The sequence below is a fragment of the Acidocella sp. genome (assembly GCF_035535915.1).
GTDB lineage: Bacteria > Pseudomonadota > Alphaproteobacteria > Acetobacterales > Acetobacteraceae > Acidocella.
Genome location: NZ_DATLPB010000118.1, coordinates 43,701 through 61,431 on the forward strand (window position 1 = coordinate 43,701; position 17,731 = coordinate 61,431).

The window sequence follows — 17,731 nt, forward strand, 5'->3', positions numbered from 1 at the left end:
CCGGGAGGCTGCCATACGGGCGTGGCTGCCCTGCACAGTCAGACGCCAAGCCGACCGGCAAGATCCTCCATGTTCGTCGCCACCACGTCCCAGCTCTCCGTCGGCGTCAGGTCCGTGGTCTGTGCCGGGCCGTGTTCGGTGGGACGGGCGATGAAAGCGGTCCCGAATCCGCATCGCCGCGTGGCCGCGAGATCGCCATTATGCGCCGCGACCAGGCAAATCTGCTCAGGCTTGAGCATCAGCACGTCGGCCGTGCGCAGGTAGGCTTCGGGGGTTGGCTTATAAGCCTGCGCCACTTCGGCGCCGAGGATCGCGTCCCAGGGCAGCCCGGCCCGTTTTGCCATGTCGATCATCAGGCGAATGTTACCGTTAGACAACGCTGTTTGAGGCGCTCAAGACCGGGAACGACATCCGGCCAGGGGTCGAGCCGGTGCCATGCCAGATTGAGCGCGTCCAATTCCGCCGCCGGCACGGATGCCGCCGTCATGCCAAACAACGGAAGGATAGATTCAAGATTTTCCCGGTGCAGAACATCCAACCGCGTGAAGGGACGCCGCCCCGACCGGATTTCCTCCATCGAAGGAGAATAACGTTGCCGCCACGCATCGGCGAACGCGTGGGGATCGGCCGCCGGCGCATGGCGGGCCAAAAATGCCGCGGCCTCTCGGGCGATGCCGGTGCGCCAGTCAACGACCGTGCCGAAAACATCGAAGACCAGCGCCTGAATATTTTCCATCCGGTCGCCTCCCTGGAGAAGAAAGTAGCCGCTTTTTGACAAAAGCGGCGCAAAAACTTTTGTTTATGCTGGGCCTGAGGCTTTGTCGCCGACACAGCCCATGGCCCAGCGTAAATAAAGTTTTTTTGCTACTTTTTGTTCACAAAAAGTAGCCTTCCCTTCCTTGCTTTTTACATCCCGGCTGCCGTCACCACGCAAGCGCGCACATCTTCCTCATCCTGCATGGCCGGGCCGATCAGCACCAGCACCGGCCCGCGCGGCGCGGCGGCGGCCACTTGGGTCGGCAGGCTGGCGATGGTGCCGCGCATGAGCTTTTGGCTCTCCAGGGTGGCATCCTCGACCGCAACGGCCGGCATATTCGCCGGCATGCCCGCTTCGATGAAATGCGCAGCGAGGCCGGCCAGGGTTTTGCCGCCCATATACACGACCAGCGTGCCGCCTGCGCGCGTCAGCGCCACCCAGTCATGCGCCGGCAGCCCGTCCTCGGCGCCATGCCCCGCCAGGAAATGCAGGGAGCGAGAGATGCCCCGGCGGGTCAGCGACAGGCACAGCGAGGCGGCGGCGGCCGTGGCCGCCGTGACGCCCGGAACCACGTCGAACTTGATGCCTTGCGCCCGCAGCGCGTCCATCTCTTCCGTGGCGCGGCCGAACACCATCGGGTCGCCGCCTTTCAACCGCACCACCACATGCCCGGCCAGCGCCTCTTCCACCAGCAGGCGGCAAATTTCCTGCTGCGGCGCCGCGTGGCGGCCGCAGCGCTTGCCGACATCAATCAGCCTTGCCTGGGGCGCCGCGGCCAAAATCCGCGGATCGACCAGACTGTCATGCAGCACCACGTCGGCCGCCTCCAGCAGGCGCGCCGCTTTCAGCGTCAACAGTTCCGGATCGCCCGGGCCCGCACCGATCAGAAATACGCGTGTGATCTCATTCCGAGGCATGGGGGCCTGTAAAATGAGTTTTTTTCGGCTTGGCAAGGGTCAAGTTGGATTGGTTTAAGTAAGCGGCCGCTTTTTGAAAAAAGCGGCGCAAAAACTTTTGTTACTTTGGGCCTGAGGCGTTGAAACGGCACGGGCCCAAATTAAACAAATTTTTTTGCTTCTTTTTGTTCACAAAAAGAAGCCTTCTCTAAAGCATGACGATTTTAGATCAATCATGCTTACAGCCATGGTTCAGCGCAGCGCCATCGCGCCATTGATCACGCCGCTTTGTGCCATTTCAGAGGCTTGCACAGGTAAAGTCGCATGCCCGCCATGCTCCCGCGCCAGATCTGCCGCGACCATGATGCGCGCCAATTCCGAGACGCTCATTGCCGGTTTCCAACCGAGCACGCGCTCTGCTTTTCCGGCATCGCCAATCAGCGAATCCACCTCGGTCGGGCGATAGAATTGCGGATCGATGCGAATGATCGCCCGCCCGCTGGCGGCGCAGCGGCCGATCTCGGCATCACCCTGCCCTTCCCACTCAATATCGATGCCGGCCGTGGCGAAGGATTGCACGGCGAACTCCCGCACCTTCGAAGTCTTGCCGGTGGCGAGCACATAGGTGTCGGGCTTCTCGGCCTGCAGCATCCGCCACATGCCCTCCACGAACTCGCCGGCGAATCCCCAGTCGCGCGTGGCATCGAGATTCCCGAGCCGCAACTCGCTGTCCCGCCCCAGGCTGATCCGCGCCGCTGCCCTGGAAATCTTGCGGGTCACGAATTCCGTGCCGCGCAACGGCGATTCATGATTGAACAGAATGCCGCAGCACACGAACATGCCGTAAGCCTCGCGGTAATTCACCGCCGACCAGTGCCCGAACAATTTCGCCGTCGCATAGGGGCTGCGCGGATAAAAGGGCGTGGTCTCGCATTGCGGCACCGCCTGCACCTTGCCGAACATTTCCGCCGACGATGCCTGGTAGATTTTGATGTTCCGGTTCACCGTGCGCACCGCTTCCAGCAAATGCAGCGGCCCGAGGCCGGAGATCTGCGCCGTCGCGCTTGGTTCCTTGAACGACACGCCGACAAAACTCTGCGCGCCGAGGTTATAGATCTCATCGGGTTCTATTTCGGTGATGGCGCGGAGATTCGAACCGAAATCGGTGAGGTCATGCTCGACCAGAGAAAAATTCTCATGGTCCAGAACATCCAACTCAGCCAGGCGCCAGAAATTCTGCACGCTGGAGCGGCGATGGCCACCAAACACGCGATAGCCTTTTTGCAGTAACAGCGCGGTGAGATAAGCGCCATCCTGTCCGGAAACGCCGGTGACAAACGCCTTTTTCATGACTCCACCATTTCTTCCATGTTTTCTTTGGATTTAGCATGTTCGGTCCAAAGCTCATCAATCTTGTCGCGGAACTCGGTGCGGAACCGCGCAATGGAGAATCGTTCGGCATGCTTGCGGATCGTCTTCGGATCGAACACGACGCCGGATTTTTCAAAACGGTTCACGGCATGGCAGATCGCCTCGACGCTCTGGGTCCAGAAATGGATTCCCGTCACGCCGTCAATCACCGTCTCGGAGGCGCCGCCGCGGCCGTAGGCGAGCACCGGCGTGCCGCAAGCCTGCGCCTCCAGCGGCGTGATGCCGAAATCCTCCTCGGCGGCGAAAATGAAGGCTTTGGCCTGTTGCATGTGGTGCAGCAGAACGTCATCCGCCTGAAAGCCCAGCACGGTGACATTCGGCCCCGCCGTGCGCTTGACTTCCTGGAATTGCGGCCCGTCGCCGATCACGACCAGGCGCTTGTCCGGCATCTGCGCGAAGGCTTCGACGATCAATGTCACGCGCTTATACGGAACCAGGCGCGACGAGGTGAAGTAATAATCCTCCTTCTCGCCGCCGATCTGGAAATAATCCGTATCCACGCCGGGATAGATGACATCGGAATTCCGGCGATAGGCCTTCCACATCCGCCGGCCGATATATTTCGAACAGGCGATGAAATGATCAACGCCGTTCGCCGTCCTGGTATCCCAGATCCGCGCCAGGTGGAGAAAATAACGGGCGAACAAGCCGCGGAGGTTTTTGTCCAGCTTCTGGTGCCGCAGATATTGGTGCTGCAAATCCCAGGCATAGCGCATCGGCGTATAGCAATAGCTGACATGCAACTGGTCCGGCCCGGTGATCACGCCTTTCGCGACCGCGTGGCTGTTGGAAATGACCAGATCATATCCGGACAAATCGAATTGCTCGACCGCGATCTGCATCAACGGAAAAAAATACCGGTAGATGCTCGGGATAAGTATGAATTTTTGCAGGAAACTGGTCCGGAACGCCTTGCCCATGAACTTGTCACGGTACCGGCCCTTGGTGAAATCGACCAGGCAAAAAAGATCCGCTTCGGGAAACTCCTTCAGCATTTCCGAAAGAACTTTCTCCGACCCCGCGTAAGTCACGAGCCATTCATGGACAAATGCGACCCTCATAGAACCCCCATTTTCTTTCGTCGGCGGGCATGCCCCCATGAAACTCGCTCGTTTTATCGTTCTTAAGCCGTCGTCACGCGGCACGCGTCCTAGAATTTTTCAGAAATTTGTTTTCACAACGTTAAATTCGATTTCGCAATGTCAACGCAACCTTCCCGCGCCGGCCACACCACCATAACGGGAACATTTCCCGCATGGCGGTTCCGCCTTGACCAAACAAAAACCCAAAACCAGGGACGCTTCTGTGCGCACCGCAAATATTCAATTTTTTTTAGGTACTGCAAACATTAAAATCTGACGCAGCCACAAGCGCTTGGCATTTCAAAAAAACCATGAATGCCAAACCAAGGCAGAAGAAACAAGTCTAATTCAAAATTATTTATTGCGCCTTAAAAAGCTGTAAATTTTATCTCAAAAAAACACAGAAACATTCGAAACTTATGCGGAACAATTCAAGTTAAGGTTGCGGCGCCGTTACAGAAAATGCCGCGTCGTACGCCAAATCGGGCGCGCCGAACGGTGTCATCGCCACGATGCCTTGCCCGTGCTGCGTGTAAATGGTCGGGCCGGACAGCCGGTTGGCGTTACGCCACCAGCGTCATGCGCGGTGCCGGCAAATTGATGGCGCCGACCAGCATCCGGACTTCATTGCGCGCGGCGATATGCGAGAGCCCCAGGGCAATGCCCACATTCGCCTCGCGCACATCCATCAGGGTCAGCCCCTGCAGATAAAGCTCGCGGAAAATCACGCGCTCGCCGAACCCTTTCACGGTGCGAAAGCCGATCCGCTTCGCCAGGCTTTCCAGCGTCTCCCCCACGTCGCGCTTGTTGCGCGCCTCGGACGCGGCCAGGCGGTTGCGCATGACGATCCAGTCGATGCGGCCGCGATCGCGGGAAAAACGCTGCTTGCGGGCTTCCCAGACCATTTCCGAATAGATGCTCGGATGGACGATATCGTGCTTCTCCGGCTCCACCTTCGCCAGCATCGAGAAATCGACGAAACTGTCATTAATCGGCGTGATCAGTGTGTCCGCCTGGGAATGGCCGTAGCGCGACAGGAAATTGTCCGCGCCCGGGCAATCGATCACGATCACATCCAGCGCCGCCAGCTCGGCAAAAGCGGCGTCAAAGCGCGCGCGCTCCTCGGCTTCGGCCTCCAGCCGGTGATCCAGCCCGGAGCGATGCACGGCGCGGAATTCCGGCAGAGGCAGCTTCACCTGCCGGGTCTCGACGAACTGGCGCCGGGCGGCCAGCGTGCCGGCCAGCGTGCCCTGCCTGGCATCGAGGTCCATGGCGCCGACGCGGTAGCCGGCGCGCAACAAGGCGACGACGATATGGATGGCGGTCGTGGATTTCCCCGACCCGCCTTTCTCATTGCCGAGCACGATGACATGCGGGCGATGTGCTGCGGTGACACTGGCCATGCGGCGCTCCAACGCGGATAGATAACGGCCCCACACTGCCGGGCCGTTCCGAGTCGTGCCAGAAACCGCCACCGCGCCGCCCATGAAAAATGCCGGAAACCCGTTGATTTCCGGCAAGTTTCATAATGTGCGCCGGGGCCGCCCTGCGGGCGGGCCCGTTATTTGCCGGTCAGAATCCGCTCGAACAACTCCTTCACCGTCGGAATGAAGCCGTTGGAATAGAAATTGTCCGTGGCGAAGCGATAGGCATTATGGCCGGCGAACATCAGATTATGGTCGAGCGCGGCCTCATCGTCGGGCGCGGCATGGGCGATGTCCTGCAGCGTCTTCTGGATGCAGTAGCTGCGCGGATCGGCCTTCTTGCCGTTATCGTACTCCGGGCCTTCCTGGCTCCAGTTGGAGAAGCGGCATTGGCTGAGGCAGCCCATGCAGTTCACCTGGTCCGTGTGGATTTCCTCGGCTTTGGCCGCCCCCACGAAAATCAGCGTGGAATCCGGCGTGCGCAGCGCCTCGGTGAAGCCGGCATCTTCCCAATCCTTCACGCGGGCATAATCGGGCGCGGTGAGATACACCGAGCGCTTGCGCGCGCCGACGCCATATTCCACCAGATGCTCGCCCACCGGCTCCGGCGTGTACGCCACCTGGCGCTCATTGCGGGCGCGCAGTTCCTGGATGAAATCGTTGTTCACCGCCGAGGAATAGAAGCCCGTCGGCGAGAAACGGTTGAGGAACACGTCGCCCGGCTTCAGCGTGCGCAGCCGTTCCTTCCAGCTCGCCGGGATCGGGCTTTCCTTGGTCAGCAGCGGGCGCGTGCCGAACTGGAACGCGACCGGGCCGAGATCCGGATTGTCGATCCAGTCCTCCCACTCCTCCAGCGCCCAGACGCCGCCGGCCATGATGATCGGCGTATCGCCCAGGCCGAACTCACACATGATCTTGCGCAGCGCCAGCACGCGGGGGAACGGATTTTCCGGCTTCGTCGGGTCTTCGCTGTTGGAGAGGCCGTTATGTCCGCCGGCCAGCCAGGGGTCCTCATACACCACGCCGCCGAGCAGGTGCGCCGCCTTGGAGTAAGCGCGCTTCCACAGCGCCGAGAAGGCGCGGCCGGAGGAGACGATCGGGTAATAATGCACGTTGAACTTGGCGGCGATCTCCGCCAGCCGATACGGCATGCCGGCGCCGCAGGTGATGCCGTTCACCAGCCCCTTGGTGCGTTCGAGAATGCCGGTGATCACCCGCTCCGCTCCGCCCATCTCCCAGAGGATGTTGGTATGGATGCGGCCGCGGCCGCCGGAGATGTCATAAGCGCGCTGGGCCTGGGCCACGCCGCCCTCGATCGCATAGGCGATCAGCTCCTCATGGCGGTCGCGGCGCGTCCGGCCCTGATAGACCTGCGGAATCACCCGCCCTTGCGCGTCATAGCTATCGGGATTCACGGCGGAAAACGTGCCGGCTCCACCGCACGCGGCCCAATGGCCGCAGGTGACCCCGTTGGAAACCGCGACGCCCTTGCCCCCTTCGATCAGCGGCAGAATTTCCGTGCCGCCCATCCGGATGGCGTTGATAAGCTTCATTTTACGAAAACCTTAATTCCACCGGGTTCCCCCCGGAAAACGATGCGCGCCCTCTAAAGGCGTTCTATTACCAGATTGACACAGCGCGTGAAGTGGCCTTGGGCGCAAAAGAACGCCACGCGGCTGAAACTCTCGTCATGCCCCCGCGCGGCCCCGGCCCTCGCGCGTCCGGCGATTGGCCCGGCGCTTGCCGCATCTTATAAGGGCACAATGACTCTGAACTTTTCGGAAGAAGAAATCCAGCGTTACGCGCGCCATATCCTGCTCGCCGATGTCGGCGGCACCGGCCAGGCCAAGCTGCGCGCGGCGAAAGTGCTGATCGTCGGCGCCGGCGGGCTGGGTTCGCCGCTGGGCCTGTACCTGGCGGCAGCCGGCGTCGGCACCATCGGCCTGGTCGACCACGACACGCTCGAGCTGTCCAACCTGCAGCGGCAGATCGCCCACAGCACCGAGCGCGTCGGCCACCCCAAGGTCGCCTCGATGGCGGAGGCGATGGCGCGCATCAACCCGCTGGTCAGGATCGAAACGCATGCGCAGCGGCTCGATGAAGGCAATGTCGCCGCCCTGGTGGCGGCGTATGACATCGTCTGCGACGGGACCGATAATTTCACCACGCGCTTTCTGGTGGCCGACGCGTGCGTGGCCGCGAAACGCACGCTGGTCAGCGCCGCCGTGCTGCGCTTCGAGGGGCAGTTGGCCACCTTCAAGCCGCATGCCGACCCCGAGGGCCCTTGCTATCGCTGTCTCTACCCCGAACCGCCGCCGGAAGGGCTGGTGCCGAGCTGCTCGGAGGCCGGCGTGCTCGGCTCCGTGACCGGCGTGATGGGCACGCTGCAAGCGACCGAGGTGCTGAAGGAGATTTGCGGCATCGGCCAGTCGATGTCCGGCTGGCTTCTGGTCTGGGATGCCTTGCGCATGGAATTCCGCAAAATCCGCCTGAGAAAGGATCCGTCATGCGCCGTCTGCGGATAGAGCAAGAGAGCAACCTGCCGGCCGTACGGAAGGTCCCGGCACACCGCGCCGCGCGGTACGGCCTGAGGAGCGGCGCGCTCGGCCTGCTGCTGCTCTGCGGCTGGACCGCCGCCCCACAAGGCACGGGTCCGGGCCCGGCGATCGGCGTCTCGACGAAACTGCCGGTGCCGCGCTTCGTCTCGCTGCGCTCCAACCAGGTGAATTTCCGCGCCGGTCCCGGTTTCCAATATCCGGTCACATGGACCTATGAGCGCGCGGCCCTGCCGGTGGAAGTGATCGGCGAGTTCGACGTGTGGCGCCAGGTGCTGGCGCCGGATGGCGGCACCGGCTGGGTACATGAAGCAACAATTCGAGCGCGCCGCACCTTCATCGTCACCGCGCCCCAGGCGCGCTTGCGCCGGGCTCCCGATGAAGATTCGGGCATTGTCGCGTATCTCGACCAGGGCGTCAGCGGGGATCTTTTAAGCTGCGACTCGGACAGCGATTTCTGCCGGGTTTCCGCCGCCCACGAAACCGGCTATCTGGCGCGCGCGGATTTTTGGGGCGCTTTTCCCGGTGAGTCGGTCAAATAGCCGCCATTCAGGCTTCCGGGGCATTACAACCTTAAGTAATTAATTAGTTTTCCACAGAAAACGACTCGGATCTTCGCCCCTACATATTGCGAGCAACTCGCCCTCCTTATACTTTATCTAGTAGTCAGGATGAAGGAGGGCGGCGGTATGGAGTGGACGGAAGAGGCGATTGCCAAATTACGGACGCTGTGGGCCGAAGGCTTGTCGACGGCGGAAATCGGGCGCCGCCTGAACATTTCCAAGAACGCCGTGGTCGGCAAGGCGCATCGCCTGAGCCTGCCGCCGCGCCCCTCGCCGATCCGCCGCACGGAAGGCCAGAGCGCGGCGCGGCCGAGCGCGCCCAAGCGCACGCAGGGTCCGACCTTGCCGCCCCTTTCCGCCTCGATCGGCAGCCCCATGCCGGCCTTGCGGGCGATCATGCCGACGCCGAAATCCACCCCGCGCGCGACCCCGTGCTGCTGGCCGATCGGCGAGCCGGGCAAACCCAGCTTTCATTTCTGCAATGCAGCGGCCGCTTCCGGCAAACCTTATTGCGAAGAACATGCGGCGATCGCCTATGTGCGCCTGCGTGACCGCCGGGAAGACGCCGCTTAAATTCCCGCCGCCGCACAGGCGCGATAGCGCCGTGCGGGCATAAGGCAATGGCATGATTGATTTAAAGCGATCATGCCCGCGAGAAAGAAAACCGCTGCGTGCCGTCCTCCGGTGCGATTGCGGTTTTTTGGTTTTCTGAACATCGCCCGCGGCGCGCATCCGATAACGCGGAATTCAAAACGCCGCTGCAATGCAGCACATGTTTGCAATTGATGTTTCCGCTCGTTGCGTTTAATTACACGCCGTCGGCGGAACGCGCCGGCATCAATAATGACCCGACCCGGGATCAACCCGGCATGAGAGGTGTCGAATGGAAACGACTCAAGACGATAAATCAAGGCAAGAGAAACCGCATACCGGCATCGTCAAATGGTTCAATCCCGGCAAGGGTTATGGATTCATCGCGCCCGACGCTGGCGGTGACGATATTTTCGTGCATATCAGCGCCGTCCAACATGCTGGTCTGCGCAAGTTGAATGAAGGCGAGCGCGTGCGTTTTTCGCTGCAGCAACGCGAAGGCCGCGTCGCCGCGATCGGCATCGAACGCCTGCATTAGACTTTTCCGCCGCGCCATCTGATATATCCGCCTGAGTTCAAGACTCAGGCATGGGGCAGTCAGCATGGCGCGGAATTTAACAGGTTTGGCAACACAGAATGACGGCACGACCGCCGGCGCTCTGCCGCTCTATGCGGTGCGTCCTGGCGGCGTGGACGCGTTACTGAGTTGCCTGCCCGCTGCGCATGCGGCGCAGATTCGGCTGCATGGTTTTTCCGGCGCCCTTGGCCAAATGGTGTTGTTGCCCGGCGCGGATGCGATTCCGGCCGGGGCGGTGTTCGGCCTCGGCGACGGGCCGGCAGTACATGCGTTCGGCGCCGCCGCCACTTCCCTGCCGGCGGATTATGCCTGGATGCCGCAACCGGGCGATTATCACGCCGATGACGCCGCACTCGGCTTCCTGCTCGGGGCCTACCGGTTCGACCAACTCAAAAGCCAGAAAAAACCCATCGCTTTGCTGGCGGCGGCCGCCGCCACGCCGCGCGTACGGGCGGTCGCCGAGGCGATCTGCCTGGCCCGCGACCTCATCAACACCCCCGCCAATCTGCTCGGCCCGCAAGACCTCGCCGACGCGGCAATGGATGTGGCGGCGCGGTTCGCCGCCACATCCTCGCGCATCAACGGGGCAGCGCTGCAAAAACGCTTCCCCGCCATGGCAGCGGTCGGCGCCGGCTCGGAACGTCCGCCTGAAGCCGTGCTGATCGAATGGCAAGGCTCGCATGCCGGCACGGACGCGCCTTTGATCTCACTGTGCGGCAAAGGCGTGTGTTTCGACACTGGCGGCTACGATCTCAAGCCGAGTGCTGGAATGCTGCGCATGAAGAAAGACATGGGCGGTGCTGCCATCATGCTCGGCCTCGCCCAGGCGGTGATGGCGCTCGACCTCCCAGTGCGGCTGAAACTGCGCCTTGGCTGCGTCGAGAACAGCATCTCCGGCCGCGCCATGCGACCCTCCGACGTGTTGACGACCCAAACCGGCCTGACCGTGGAAGTCGGCAACACCGATGCGGAAGGACGGCTGGTGCTGTGCGACCTGCTCGCCGAGGCATCGATAGACAATCCAGATTGGCTGATAGACGCAGCCACTTTAACGGGCGCGGCAAGGGTCGCGCTGGGTCCGGATCTGCCGGCAATTTTCTGTACAAATGATGAATTATCCGCAACGATTCTGGCCGCGGGTCAGGCCGTTCACGACCCGCTCTGGCGCCTGCCCTTGTTCGACGGATATGAGAACTGGATCGACAGCCCGGTCGCCGACCTCAACAGCGTGGCCAGCAAGCCGATGGCGGGCGCAATCGTTGCCGCCTTATTTCTCAAACGTTTCGTAGGCAAAAACATCGCCTGGGCGCATCTGGACGTCTATGCCTGGAACGATTCTACCCGCCCCGGACGACCGGAGGGGGGGGAAGCGCAGGCCTTGCGGGCCCTCCTCGCGGCGATTGAAAATCGGTGCGCCTGAGGTCCCTGCATATAGGTCCGGGAGTGTTTGCATCCGTAATGTTACCATGAGTTGCAATGTTTTCATCTTTCAACGGCTTGTGCGCAATGGCACGGGCGAATAACTACCAAGGCCTTGTTGTTTTTTAAGCAAAGGCGCTTCTCCCCTCGCGACTGGACCAACCCCGCATCATTACCCCAGCAGATCGTATGTTCGGATTTGTTTGCCGCCTTGATGCCCGGCTGATCGAACCGGATACATATCCAATATGAATATTATCCATATCGAGAGCGGAGCGACTTTGCAAAAAACGGCATTGTCGTTTTCTAGGACTGAAGGATTTAAGACTATGGCAGCGCAGCTCTCTTCCGATCAGCTTGTCGGCATTCTTCGCGACACGGTCGTCTCTCTCGTGCGCCGCGACGGCGTTGATCTCTCCGCCCGACAACTCGGTGTGTTCCTCACCTGCTACCTCAACGAAGGCGGCCATACGGTGCGCGGCTTGGCGCAGGATTTGAACGTGTCCAAGCCGGCCATTACCCGCGCCCTGGACCGCCTGACGGAGCTGGACTTCGTGCGCCGCAAAGTTGACCCCGCGGACCGCCGCAGCGTGCTGGTTCAGCGCACGGTCAAAGGGGCTGCTTTCCTGCGCGAAACCCGCCATATCATGAGCGATGCCCTCAGCGCCAACAAGACCGAAGCGGCCAGCCGCCGCGTCGCGAGCTAGCATTTCCACCCTGCTTTGCCGCGCCCTGGGCGCGGCAGCATTGATGTCGGTGTTGTGGGCGGGAGCGCCGGCTGCGGCGCAACCGGCGCAGCCATTGGCTCTGACCGCCGCCGACCAGGCGCTGGTCGCGCAGGTCGAAGCCTATCTCAACGACCAGAAAGGCCTGACCGCGGATTTCCTGCAGGTCGCCTCCGACGGGTCCACGCGCACCGGCAAGGCCTGGCTGGAGCGCCCGGGGAAAATGCGCTTCGAATACGCCCCGCCCGACCCGCAGCTGCTGGTGGCAGGCTTCGGATTGCTCGTTTATCACGATCCTGACCTTGACCAGACCACCAACATCCCGCTGGAAAGCACGCCGCTTGGCATTTTGCTCGCCAAGCGTGTCGACCTCACCTCGGGCAATGTGGTCATCACCAACATCCAGCAGCAGCCGGGCGAGGATGATATCACCCTGGTCCGCAAAGGCCGGGAAGCGGCCGGCAGCCTCACCTTGTCGTTCAGCACCGACCCGCTGGCGTTGCGGCAATGGGTGGTGAATGATGCACAGGGAAGGCAGACCCGCGTCACCCTGTACAATGTGAAGCCAGGCGGCCCCTATCCGAACGCGCTGTTCGAGTACAGCACAGGCAACACACCGATCAGTCCCGGCGGGTAGGATAGAAAAAGAAAGCGCTATTTTTTGTTAGTTTGAGCCGTGCGGGTTTCACCGCCACCGGCCCGGTTTCAAAAAAGTTTTTGCGCCGCTTTTTTCAAAAAGCGGCCACTTTCTTAAACCCGCAAGTCGTGCTCTAGGACTGGCGCCATGCAAATCACCATCGCCACCTGGAACATCAATTCGCTGCGTTTGCGGCAAAGCCTGCTGAACCATGTGATGGACGGGCTCAAGCCCGACATCATCTGCCTGCAGGAAACCAAGGTTCCGGACGAGCTGTTTCCGGAAGCCGTCGCCGACACCATCGGCTTTCCCCACGTGCTGAAGCGCGGCATGAAAAGCTATAACGGCGTGGCCATTCTTTCGCGCTTCCCGCTCACGGTGGTGGATGACACGCCCGACTGGTGCGCCAAGAACGATTGCCGGCATCTCGCCGCACAAGTTAGTGCGCATGGCACCCTACTTACCGTTCATAACTTCTACGTCCCCGCCGGCGGCGACATCCCCGACCGCGAACAGAACCCCAAATTCGCCCATAAGCTCGACTTCATCGAAGAAGCGCGCGCGCATTTCGCCGCCTACCCGCCGGTGCGCGCGGTGCTGGTCGGCGACCTCAACATCGCGCCGCTGGAACATGACGTGTGGAGCCACAAGCAACTGCTCGACGTCGTCAGTCATACGCCGGTGGAAACCGCAGGGCTGAACGCCTGGATGGCGCAAGGCTTTGTCGACGCCGTGCGGCATTTCGTGCCGGCCGACCAGAAACTCTACACCTGGTGGTCCTATCGCAACCGCGACTGGGCGGCCTCGAATCGCGGGCGCCGGCTGGACCATGCCTGGGTCACGAAAGACCTCGTCAGTGGCCTGCAAGGCTACAAGATTCTGAAGGAAGCGCGGGACTGGGAGCAGCCGTCGGATCACGTGCCGGTCGGCATCACGCTCTCGATTTAGGAAAGACGTAAGAAAGTAGCCGCTTTTTGAAAAAAGCGGCGCAAAAACTTTTGTTTACGCTGGGCCATGGGCGTTGGCGCTGACGTAGCCTGAGGCCCAGCGTAATAAAGTTTTTTTGCTACTTTTTGTTCACAAAAAGTAGCGCTTACTTTCTTCCCTCCTAAGGCGTGGAAATTTTCCACCCCGTCAGGGTCGGCTCGCAGAACAGCGGCACGCCGTTCGGGGTCAGCCCTTCCTTGGTCAGGCCCATCAGGTCGCGGATGGCGCGGAAGATCCCGCCATGCGCGACGATCAGCAGTGGCCCCGGCAGGGCCAGAACCCTGGTCATCGCCGCCTCGGCGCGGATTGTCAGCGCGGCGAAACTCTCCGCGCCCTCGGGCGTCGCCCTTCCTTCCATCCATTCGGTGAACCAGGGCTGCAGCGGCTTACCCTCCATGCCGCCGAACACCACCTCGCGCAAATCCGGTTCGTAGCTCACCGGCAGGTTCAGCGCGGTGTTGACGATTTCCGTGGTCTGGCGCGTACGCAGCATCGGCGAGGAGACGATGGCGGCAATCCCCTGCCCCACCAGCAGCGGCCCGGCCGCCTCCGCCTGCGCCCGGCCATTTTCGTTCAGGGGCATTTCGATCGCGCCCTGGCTCCACCCTTTGGCATTGTAATCCGTCTCGCCGTGCCGGAGATACCAGAACGGCGTGTGCGGCAACGGCATCTCTTAAACCAGCCCCTCGGCCTTCAACATCCTGGCGGTCGCCGGGCGGGCCAGCAACCGGTCGAGATGCGCCTCGAAATTGGCCGGAAGCTGAATCTTGGCGCGGTTGCGCGCCCAATATTCCAGGAAGAACAACGCCCCCTCGACGATGGAGAATTTCCCGAGGATGTAATCCTGCTCCCCGAGCACCGGCGCGAGAAGGTCGAAGGCTTTGACGATCATCTCCTTGCCGGTCTGCTTCACCCACTCCTCATCCGCGGCGGGGGCGAAATTCGTGGGACGGAAAATGCGCGTGAAGCCGCGCATATGCACGGTGGCGATCAGGTAATCGAGCAGTTCCAGCGCCCGCGCCTCGGCGTCCAGGCCCGCCGGCAGCAGGCCGGCGGCCGGCTTGGCGCGCGCGAGATATAGGGCGATGGCGGGGAATTCGGTCAGATAGCTGCCATCGTCACGCTGCAGCACCGGGACCTTGGATTTCGGGTTGATCTCGACGAAGGGCGCCTTGTATTGCGCGCCGCTGGCGAAATCGACTTTCTCCAACTGGTAAGGCTCGCCGATCTCTTCGAGCAACAAATGAATACCCATCGAGCAGGCGTTCGGCGCGTAGAAGAGTTTCATGACGGTCCTTCCCTTGGAAAAAATTCCCTTGATGAACCGTCTCTAAGCCAGCTTTTTAGGAAAAGGAAAGAGGCCGCTTTTCCTCACGCCGGGCCTGAGGCGTTGAAACCCCACGGGCCCAGCATAAAAAAGTTTTTTGCTTCTTTTTTTCAAAAAAGAAGCGCTTGCTTCCTTTAATCGAACAGCGAGCTAACCGAGCTTTCCGTCGAAATGCGGCGCATCGCCTCGGCCAGCAGCGGGGCGATGGAAAGCTGGCGCACATTATGCGCCAGCCGCACCGCTTCGGTGGCGGCGATGGAATCGGTGATGGTCAGCATCTCGATCGGCGACGCAGCGATGCGCGCCACGGCGCCGCCGGAGAGCACGCCATGGCTCACATACACGCTCACTGAGCGCGCGCCGTCGGCCAGCAAGGCTTCGGCCGCGTTGCACAGCGTGCCGCCGGAATCGACGATGTCGTCGACGATGATGCAGTCCCGCCCCTCAACCTCACCGATGATGTTCATCACCTCGGAGACCCCGGCGCGCTCGCGGCGCTTGTCGATGATGGCGAGGTCGGCATTCAAGCGGCGGGCGATGATGCGCGCACGCAGCACGCCGCCGACGTCCGGGCTGACGATCATGATGTTGCGGCCGGCGAAACGCTCCTCGATGTCGCGCGAGAAGAGCGGTGCCGCCGGCAAATTGTCGACCGGAATGTCGAAGAACCCCTGGATCTGCCCGGCATGCAGATCCATGGTCAGCACGCGGTTGGCGCCGGCCTCGGTGATCAGGTTGGCGACCAGCTTGGCGGAAATCGGCGTGCGCGGGCCGGATTTCCGGTCCTGCCTGGCATAGCCGAAATAAGGGATCACCGGCGTGATGCGGCGGGCGGAGCCACGGCGCAACGCGTCCAAAGTGATCAGCAGCTCCATGAGATTATCGTTGGTCGGGTACGAGGTGGACTGGATGACGAACACATCCTCCCCGCGCACATTCTCATGAATTTCGACGAAAACCTCCATGTCGGCGAAGCGCCGCACCGAAGCGCGGGCCAGCGGGAGGTTCAAACCGGCGGCCACAGCCTCTGCCAGCGGGCGGTTGCTGTTGCAGGCAACAATTTTCATGAGGTCGGCTTTCCGGTTAGTCGGGTCAGTTGGAGTCGGCGCGGTTTAGCAACCGAACTGCCATCTGTCCATTAAGCTGAAAGCTCGCGGGACCGGTCGGTCGCCGCCTGGATGGCCTCGCGGAAAATTTTCGGCCAGCCGTCGTCCGCGCGCAACACTGCCAGGGCCCGCTCGGTAGTGCCTTTGGGCGAGGTCACGGCGATGCGCAGATCCGCCGCATCCTCCTCCGAGGCCGCCAGCAAGGCGGCGGAGCCGATCACCGTCTGGCGCGCCATCTGGCGTGCCAGAGCCGGCGGCAAGCCCTGGTCCAGCCCGGCCTGCTCCAGCAATTCGGTCAATAGAAACACATAGGCCGGGCCGCCGCCGGAGATCGCCGTCACCGGGTCGAGCAGGTCTTCCGCCGCGACCCAGGCGCATGCGCCGGTCGCGGTCAACAGAGCCTGCGCCAGCTCTTTTTGCCGGTCCGAGACATGGGCGCCGCTCACGGCCACGGTGATGCCCTGGCGCACGGCGGCCGGCGTGTTCGGCATGGCGCGCACGATGGCGGCCTTGACCCCCAGCATGGCGCCGATCGCATGGATGGTTTTGCCGGCCATGATGGAAATGAACACTGCATGGCCGGCGAAGCGCGCATAAGAAGGCAGAACTTCCGCCGCCATTTGCGGCTTGACCGCCAGGACCACCGCCTCCGGCACGAAGCCGGCGGGAATGTCGGCCACGGAGGCCACCACGGTCACGCCGTCGCCGGCCAGAGAGGCAGCGCCGGGGGCCGGGTCGACCACCACGGCGGCGCTGCACCCTTGTTCGCGCCAGCCGGCGAGCATGGCACCGCCCATCCGGCCGCCGCCGATGAGAAGAAGAGAAGGAAGGCTTGTTGTCATGACATGGGATATGTCACGCTTCGCCGACACACTCCAGCATCGCCGCCTCCAGAGCCTCAGCCGGCGACTTGCCGCCCCAGAGCACGAACTGGAAGGCCGGAAAGAAGCGCTCGCATTCGGTCAGCGCGATGTCGACCAGATCCTCGATCGATTCCGCCGACGCGCTGGGCGTGCCCCGCAACAGCACCGAATGCCGGTAGATCGGCATGCCGGTCTCCTCATCCATGCCGAAATGCCCGATCCAGAGCCTTTCATTCGCCTTGGCGAGCAGCTCAAACAGGGCCGAATTCCGCTTCGCCGGCGCCTTCAGATCGAACGCGCAGGAGAAATGCATCACAGAAATTTCCGTGGACCAGCAGAAATACAGGCCGTAATCGCACCATTTGCCGGGTGCCTGCGCCGCCATGTCCGACTCTGAACGGCGATCAAAGGCCCAGTCATTGGCGGAAATCACCTGCTCGACCAGGTCGAGCGGATTGGCGATGGGCGTGTCGTAGGAGAGGGTGAGACTCGACATAGCTGTCTCCTTGTCCAAAATAGAGACGAAAGTGTGGAAACCCGACTCTAGCTTTGGTGTCCGAATCGCGTTCCCACCACGACTCCTAGTCTACCGGGTTTTCCCGAGACACCGCAATGCGAAGTTCCCGCAAGGAAAATCCACATCCCAGGCAGCAATGTTTCCCACCGATAAAATGGAAGCGATAGCAGACAGACAAGGGGAAGTGCTTCTTTTTTGAAAAAAAGAAGCAAAAAACTTTTTAAAACCGGGCCCATGCGGTTTCAACGCCACCGGCCCAGTTTCAAAAAAGTTT

The 17,731-nt window shown here is 61.7% G+C and carries 21 protein-coding genes; 8 read left to right on the forward strand and 13 right to left on the reverse strand.

Annotation, left to right across the window (positions count from 1 at the left end):
• Positions 1-38 precede the first annotated feature (38 nt).
• The 7 genes from VNC39_RS15685 to VNC39_RS15715 all read right to left on the reverse strand — a co-directional run bounded on the left by VNC39_RS15685 (position 39) and on the right by VNC39_RS15715 (position 7,143).
• Positions 39-344: a hypothetical protein gene (locus VNC39_RS15685; RefSeq protein WP_325400590.1), complete on the reverse strand. Its 306-nt coding sequence runs from the start codon at positions 342-344 to the stop codon at positions 39-41.
• 8 nt (positions 345-352) lie between these two features.
• Entirely contained in the window at positions 353-736 is a 384-nt protein-coding gene (locus VNC39_RS15690) for an HAD family hydrolase (RefSeq protein ID WP_325400591.1), read from the reverse strand.
• 170 nt (positions 737-906) lie between these two features.
• A complete protein-coding gene (gene cobA / locus VNC39_RS15695) occupies positions 907-1,674 on the reverse strand; it encodes a uroporphyrinogen-III C-methyltransferase (RefSeq protein ID WP_325400592.1) in 768 nt (255 codons plus the stop codon).
• A gap of 231 nt (positions 1,675-1,905) precedes the next feature.
• Positions 1,906-3,003 (reverse strand): GDP-mannose 4,6-dehydratase, encoded by a 1,098-nt coding sequence (gmd, locus tag VNC39_RS15700; protein WP_325400593.1) that lies wholly within the window; start codon positions 3,001-3,003, stop codon positions 1,906-1,908.
• Positions 3,000-4,145, reverse strand: a complete 1,146-nt coding sequence (locus VNC39_RS15705; RefSeq protein ID WP_325400594.1) for a glycosyltransferase family 4 protein — start codon at positions 4,143-4,145, stop codon at positions 3,000-3,002. The genes gmd and VNC39_RS15705 overlap by 4 nt, the downstream gene beginning before the upstream one ends.
• Before the next feature lie 584 nt (positions 4,146-4,729).
• Positions 4,730-5,569, reverse strand: coding sequence for a division plane positioning ATPase MipZ (locus tag VNC39_RS15710; protein ID WP_325400595.1), 840 nt, complete (start codon positions 5,567-5,569; stop codon positions 4,730-4,732).
• 158 nt (positions 5,570-5,727) lie between these two features.
• The gene (locus VNC39_RS15715) at positions 5,728-7,143 is read right to left on the reverse strand and encodes an NAD(P)H-dependent flavin oxidoreductase (protein WP_325400596.1); all 1,416 of its coding nucleotides are present in this window, start codon (positions 7,141-7,143) and stop codon (positions 5,728-5,730) included.
• 210 nt (positions 7,144-7,353) lie between these two features.
• Here VNC39_RS15715 and VNC39_RS15720 point away from each other — a divergent pair, with 210 nt between their 5' ends.
• From VNC39_RS15720 to VNC39_RS15730, 3 genes are all read left to right on the forward strand, one after another.
• Positions 7,354-8,115, forward strand: a complete 762-nt coding sequence (locus VNC39_RS15720; RefSeq protein ID WP_325400597.1) for a HesA/MoeB/ThiF family protein — start codon at positions 7,354-7,356, stop codon at positions 8,113-8,115.
• A complete protein-coding gene (locus VNC39_RS15725; RefSeq protein WP_325400598.1) occupies positions 8,097-8,687 on the forward strand; it encodes an SH3 domain-containing protein in 591 nt (196 codons plus the stop codon). The genes VNC39_RS15720 and VNC39_RS15725 overlap by 19 nt, the downstream gene beginning before the upstream one ends.
• Before the next feature lie 147 nt (positions 8,688-8,834).
• The gene (locus VNC39_RS15730; protein WP_325400599.1) at positions 8,835-9,281 is read left to right on the forward strand and encodes a GcrA family cell cycle regulator; all 447 of its coding nucleotides are present in this window, start codon (positions 8,835-8,837) and stop codon (positions 9,279-9,281) included.
• On the opposite strand, the gene VNC39_RS15735 is transcribed toward VNC39_RS15730, so the two are convergent.
• Positions 9,278-9,619 carry a hypothetical protein gene (locus tag VNC39_RS15735; protein ID WP_325400671.1) on the reverse strand — a complete coding sequence of 114 codons (342 nt, stop codon included), beginning with the start codon at positions 9,617-9,619 and terminating at the stop codon, positions 9,278-9,280. The two genes, VNC39_RS15730 and VNC39_RS15735, sit on opposite strands and share 4 nt — an antisense overlap.
• Here VNC39_RS15735 and VNC39_RS15740 point away from each other — a divergent pair.
• The 5 genes from VNC39_RS15740 to VNC39_RS15760 all read left to right on the forward strand — a co-directional run bounded on the left by VNC39_RS15740 (position 9,592) and on the right by VNC39_RS15760 (position 13,605).
• The gene (locus tag VNC39_RS15740) at positions 9,592-9,837 is read left to right on the forward strand and encodes a cold-shock protein (protein WP_325400600.1); all 246 of its coding nucleotides are present in this window, start codon (positions 9,592-9,594) and stop codon (positions 9,835-9,837) included. The genes VNC39_RS15735 and VNC39_RS15740 overlap by 28 nt on opposite strands.
• An 85-nt stretch (positions 9,838-9,922) precedes the next feature.
• The gene (locus tag VNC39_RS15745) at positions 9,923-11,296 is read left to right on the forward strand and encodes a leucyl aminopeptidase family protein (RefSeq protein WP_325400601.1); all 1,374 of its coding nucleotides are present in this window, start codon (positions 9,923-9,925) and stop codon (positions 11,294-11,296) included.
• A gap of 328 nt (positions 11,297-11,624) precedes the next feature.
• Complete coding sequence (locus tag VNC39_RS15750; protein ID WP_325400602.1) at positions 11,625-12,002, forward strand: MarR family transcriptional regulator; 378 nt, start codon at positions 11,625-11,627, stop codon at positions 12,000-12,002.
• A 43-nt stretch (positions 12,003-12,045) separates the two neighbouring features.
• Positions 12,046-12,657, forward strand: a complete 612-nt coding sequence (locus tag VNC39_RS15755; RefSeq protein WP_325400603.1) for a LolA family protein — start codon at positions 12,046-12,048, stop codon at positions 12,655-12,657.
• 147 nt (positions 12,658-12,804) lie between these two features.
• Positions 12,805-13,605, forward strand: coding sequence for an exodeoxyribonuclease III (locus VNC39_RS15760; RefSeq protein ID WP_325400604.1), 801 nt, complete (start codon positions 12,805-12,807; stop codon positions 13,603-13,605).
• A gap of 160 nt (positions 13,606-13,765) precedes the next feature.
• Here VNC39_RS15760 and VNC39_RS15765 read toward each other — a convergent pair whose 3' ends face one another.
• The 5 genes from VNC39_RS15765 to VNC39_RS15785 form a co-directional block, all read right to left on the reverse strand.
• On the reverse strand, positions 13,766-14,314 hold the full coding sequence (locus tag VNC39_RS15765; RefSeq protein WP_325400605.1) for a histidine phosphatase family protein: 549 nt from the start codon (positions 14,312-14,314) through the stop codon (positions 13,766-13,768).
• Between the two features lie 3 nt (positions 14,315-14,317).
• Complete coding sequence (locus VNC39_RS15770; RefSeq protein WP_325400606.1) at positions 14,318-14,932, reverse strand: glutathione S-transferase family protein; 615 nt, start codon at positions 14,930-14,932, stop codon at positions 14,318-14,320.
• Between the two features lie 173 nt (positions 14,933-15,105).
• Positions 15,106-16,038 (reverse strand): ribose-phosphate pyrophosphokinase, encoded by a 933-nt coding sequence (locus VNC39_RS15775; protein WP_325400607.1) that lies wholly within the window; start codon positions 16,036-16,038, stop codon positions 15,106-15,108.
• Between the two features lie 71 nt (positions 16,039-16,109).
• A complete protein-coding gene (gene proC, locus VNC39_RS15780) occupies positions 16,110-16,919 on the reverse strand; it encodes a pyrroline-5-carboxylate reductase (protein WP_325400608.1) in 810 nt (269 codons plus the stop codon).
• A 13-nt stretch (positions 16,920-16,932) separates the two neighbouring features.
• Complete coding sequence (locus tag VNC39_RS15785; protein ID WP_325400609.1) at positions 16,933-17,436, reverse strand: YbjN domain-containing protein; 504 nt, start codon at positions 17,434-17,436, stop codon at positions 16,933-16,935.
• Between the last annotated feature and the right edge of the window lie 295 nt (positions 17,437-17,731).

Coding starts and splice junctions, on each gene's coding strand:
- VNC39_RS15685 (WP_325400590.1), bottom strand. CDS start 344: ATGGCAAAACGGGCCGGGCTGCCCTGGGACGCGATCCTCGGCGCCGAA.
- VNC39_RS15690 (WP_325400591.1), bottom strand. CDS start 736: ATGGAAAATATTCAGGCGCTGGTCTTCGATGTTTTCGGCACGGTCGTT.
- cobA (WP_325400592.1), bottom strand. CDS start 1,674: ATGCCTCGGAATGAGATCACACGCGTATTTCTGATCGGTGCGGGCCCG.
- gmd (WP_325400593.1), bottom strand. CDS start 3,003: ATGAAAAAGGCGTTTGTCACCGGCGTTTCCGGACAGGATGGCGCTTAT.
- VNC39_RS15705 (WP_325400594.1), bottom strand. CDS start 4,145: ATGAGGGTCGCATTTGTCCATGAATGGCTCGTGACTTACGCGGGGTCG.
- VNC39_RS15710 (WP_325400595.1), bottom strand. CDS start 5,569: ATGGCCAGTGTCACCGCAGCACATCGCCCGCATGTCATCGTGCTCGGC.
- VNC39_RS15715 (WP_325400596.1), bottom strand. CDS start 7,143: ATGAAGCTTATCAACGCCATCCGGATGGGCGGCACGGAAATTCTGCCG.
- VNC39_RS15720 (WP_325400597.1), top strand. CDS start 7,354: ATGACTCTGAACTTTTCGGAAGAAGAAATCCAGCGTTACGCGCGCCAT.
- VNC39_RS15725 (WP_325400598.1), top strand. CDS start 8,097: ATGCGCCGTCTGCGGATAGAGCAAGAGAGCAACCTGCCGGCCGTACGG.
- VNC39_RS15730 (WP_325400599.1), top strand. CDS start 8,835: ATGGAGTGGACGGAAGAGGCGATTGCCAAATTACGGACGCTGTGGGCC.
- VNC39_RS15740 (WP_325400600.1), top strand. CDS start 9,592: ATGGAAACGACTCAAGACGATAAATCAAGGCAAGAGAAACCGCATACC.
- VNC39_RS15750 (WP_325400602.1), top strand. CDS start 11,625: ATGGCAGCGCAGCTCTCTTCCGATCAGCTTGTCGGCATTCTTCGCGAC.
- VNC39_RS15755 (WP_325400603.1), top strand. CDS start 12,046: ATGTCGGTGTTGTGGGCGGGAGCGCCGGCTGCGGCGCAACCGGCGCAG.
- VNC39_RS15760 (WP_325400604.1), top strand. CDS start 12,805: ATGCAAATCACCATCGCCACCTGGAACATCAATTCGCTGCGTTTGCGG.
- VNC39_RS15765 (WP_325400605.1), bottom strand. CDS start 14,314: ATGCCGTTGCCGCACACGCCGTTCTGGTATCTCCGGCACGGCGAGACG.
- VNC39_RS15770 (WP_325400606.1), bottom strand. CDS start 14,932: ATGAAACTCTTCTACGCGCCGAACGCCTGCTCGATGGGTATTCATTTG.
- VNC39_RS15775 (WP_325400607.1), bottom strand. CDS start 16,038: ATGAAAATTGTTGCCTGCAACAGCAACCGCCCGCTGGCAGAGGCTGTG.
- proC (WP_325400608.1), bottom strand. CDS start 16,919: ATGACAACAAGCCTTCCTTCTCTTCTTCTCATCGGCGGCGGCCGGATG.
- VNC39_RS15785 (WP_325400609.1), bottom strand. CDS start 17,436: ATGTCGAGTCTCACCCTCTCCTACGACACGCCCATCGCCAATCCGCTC.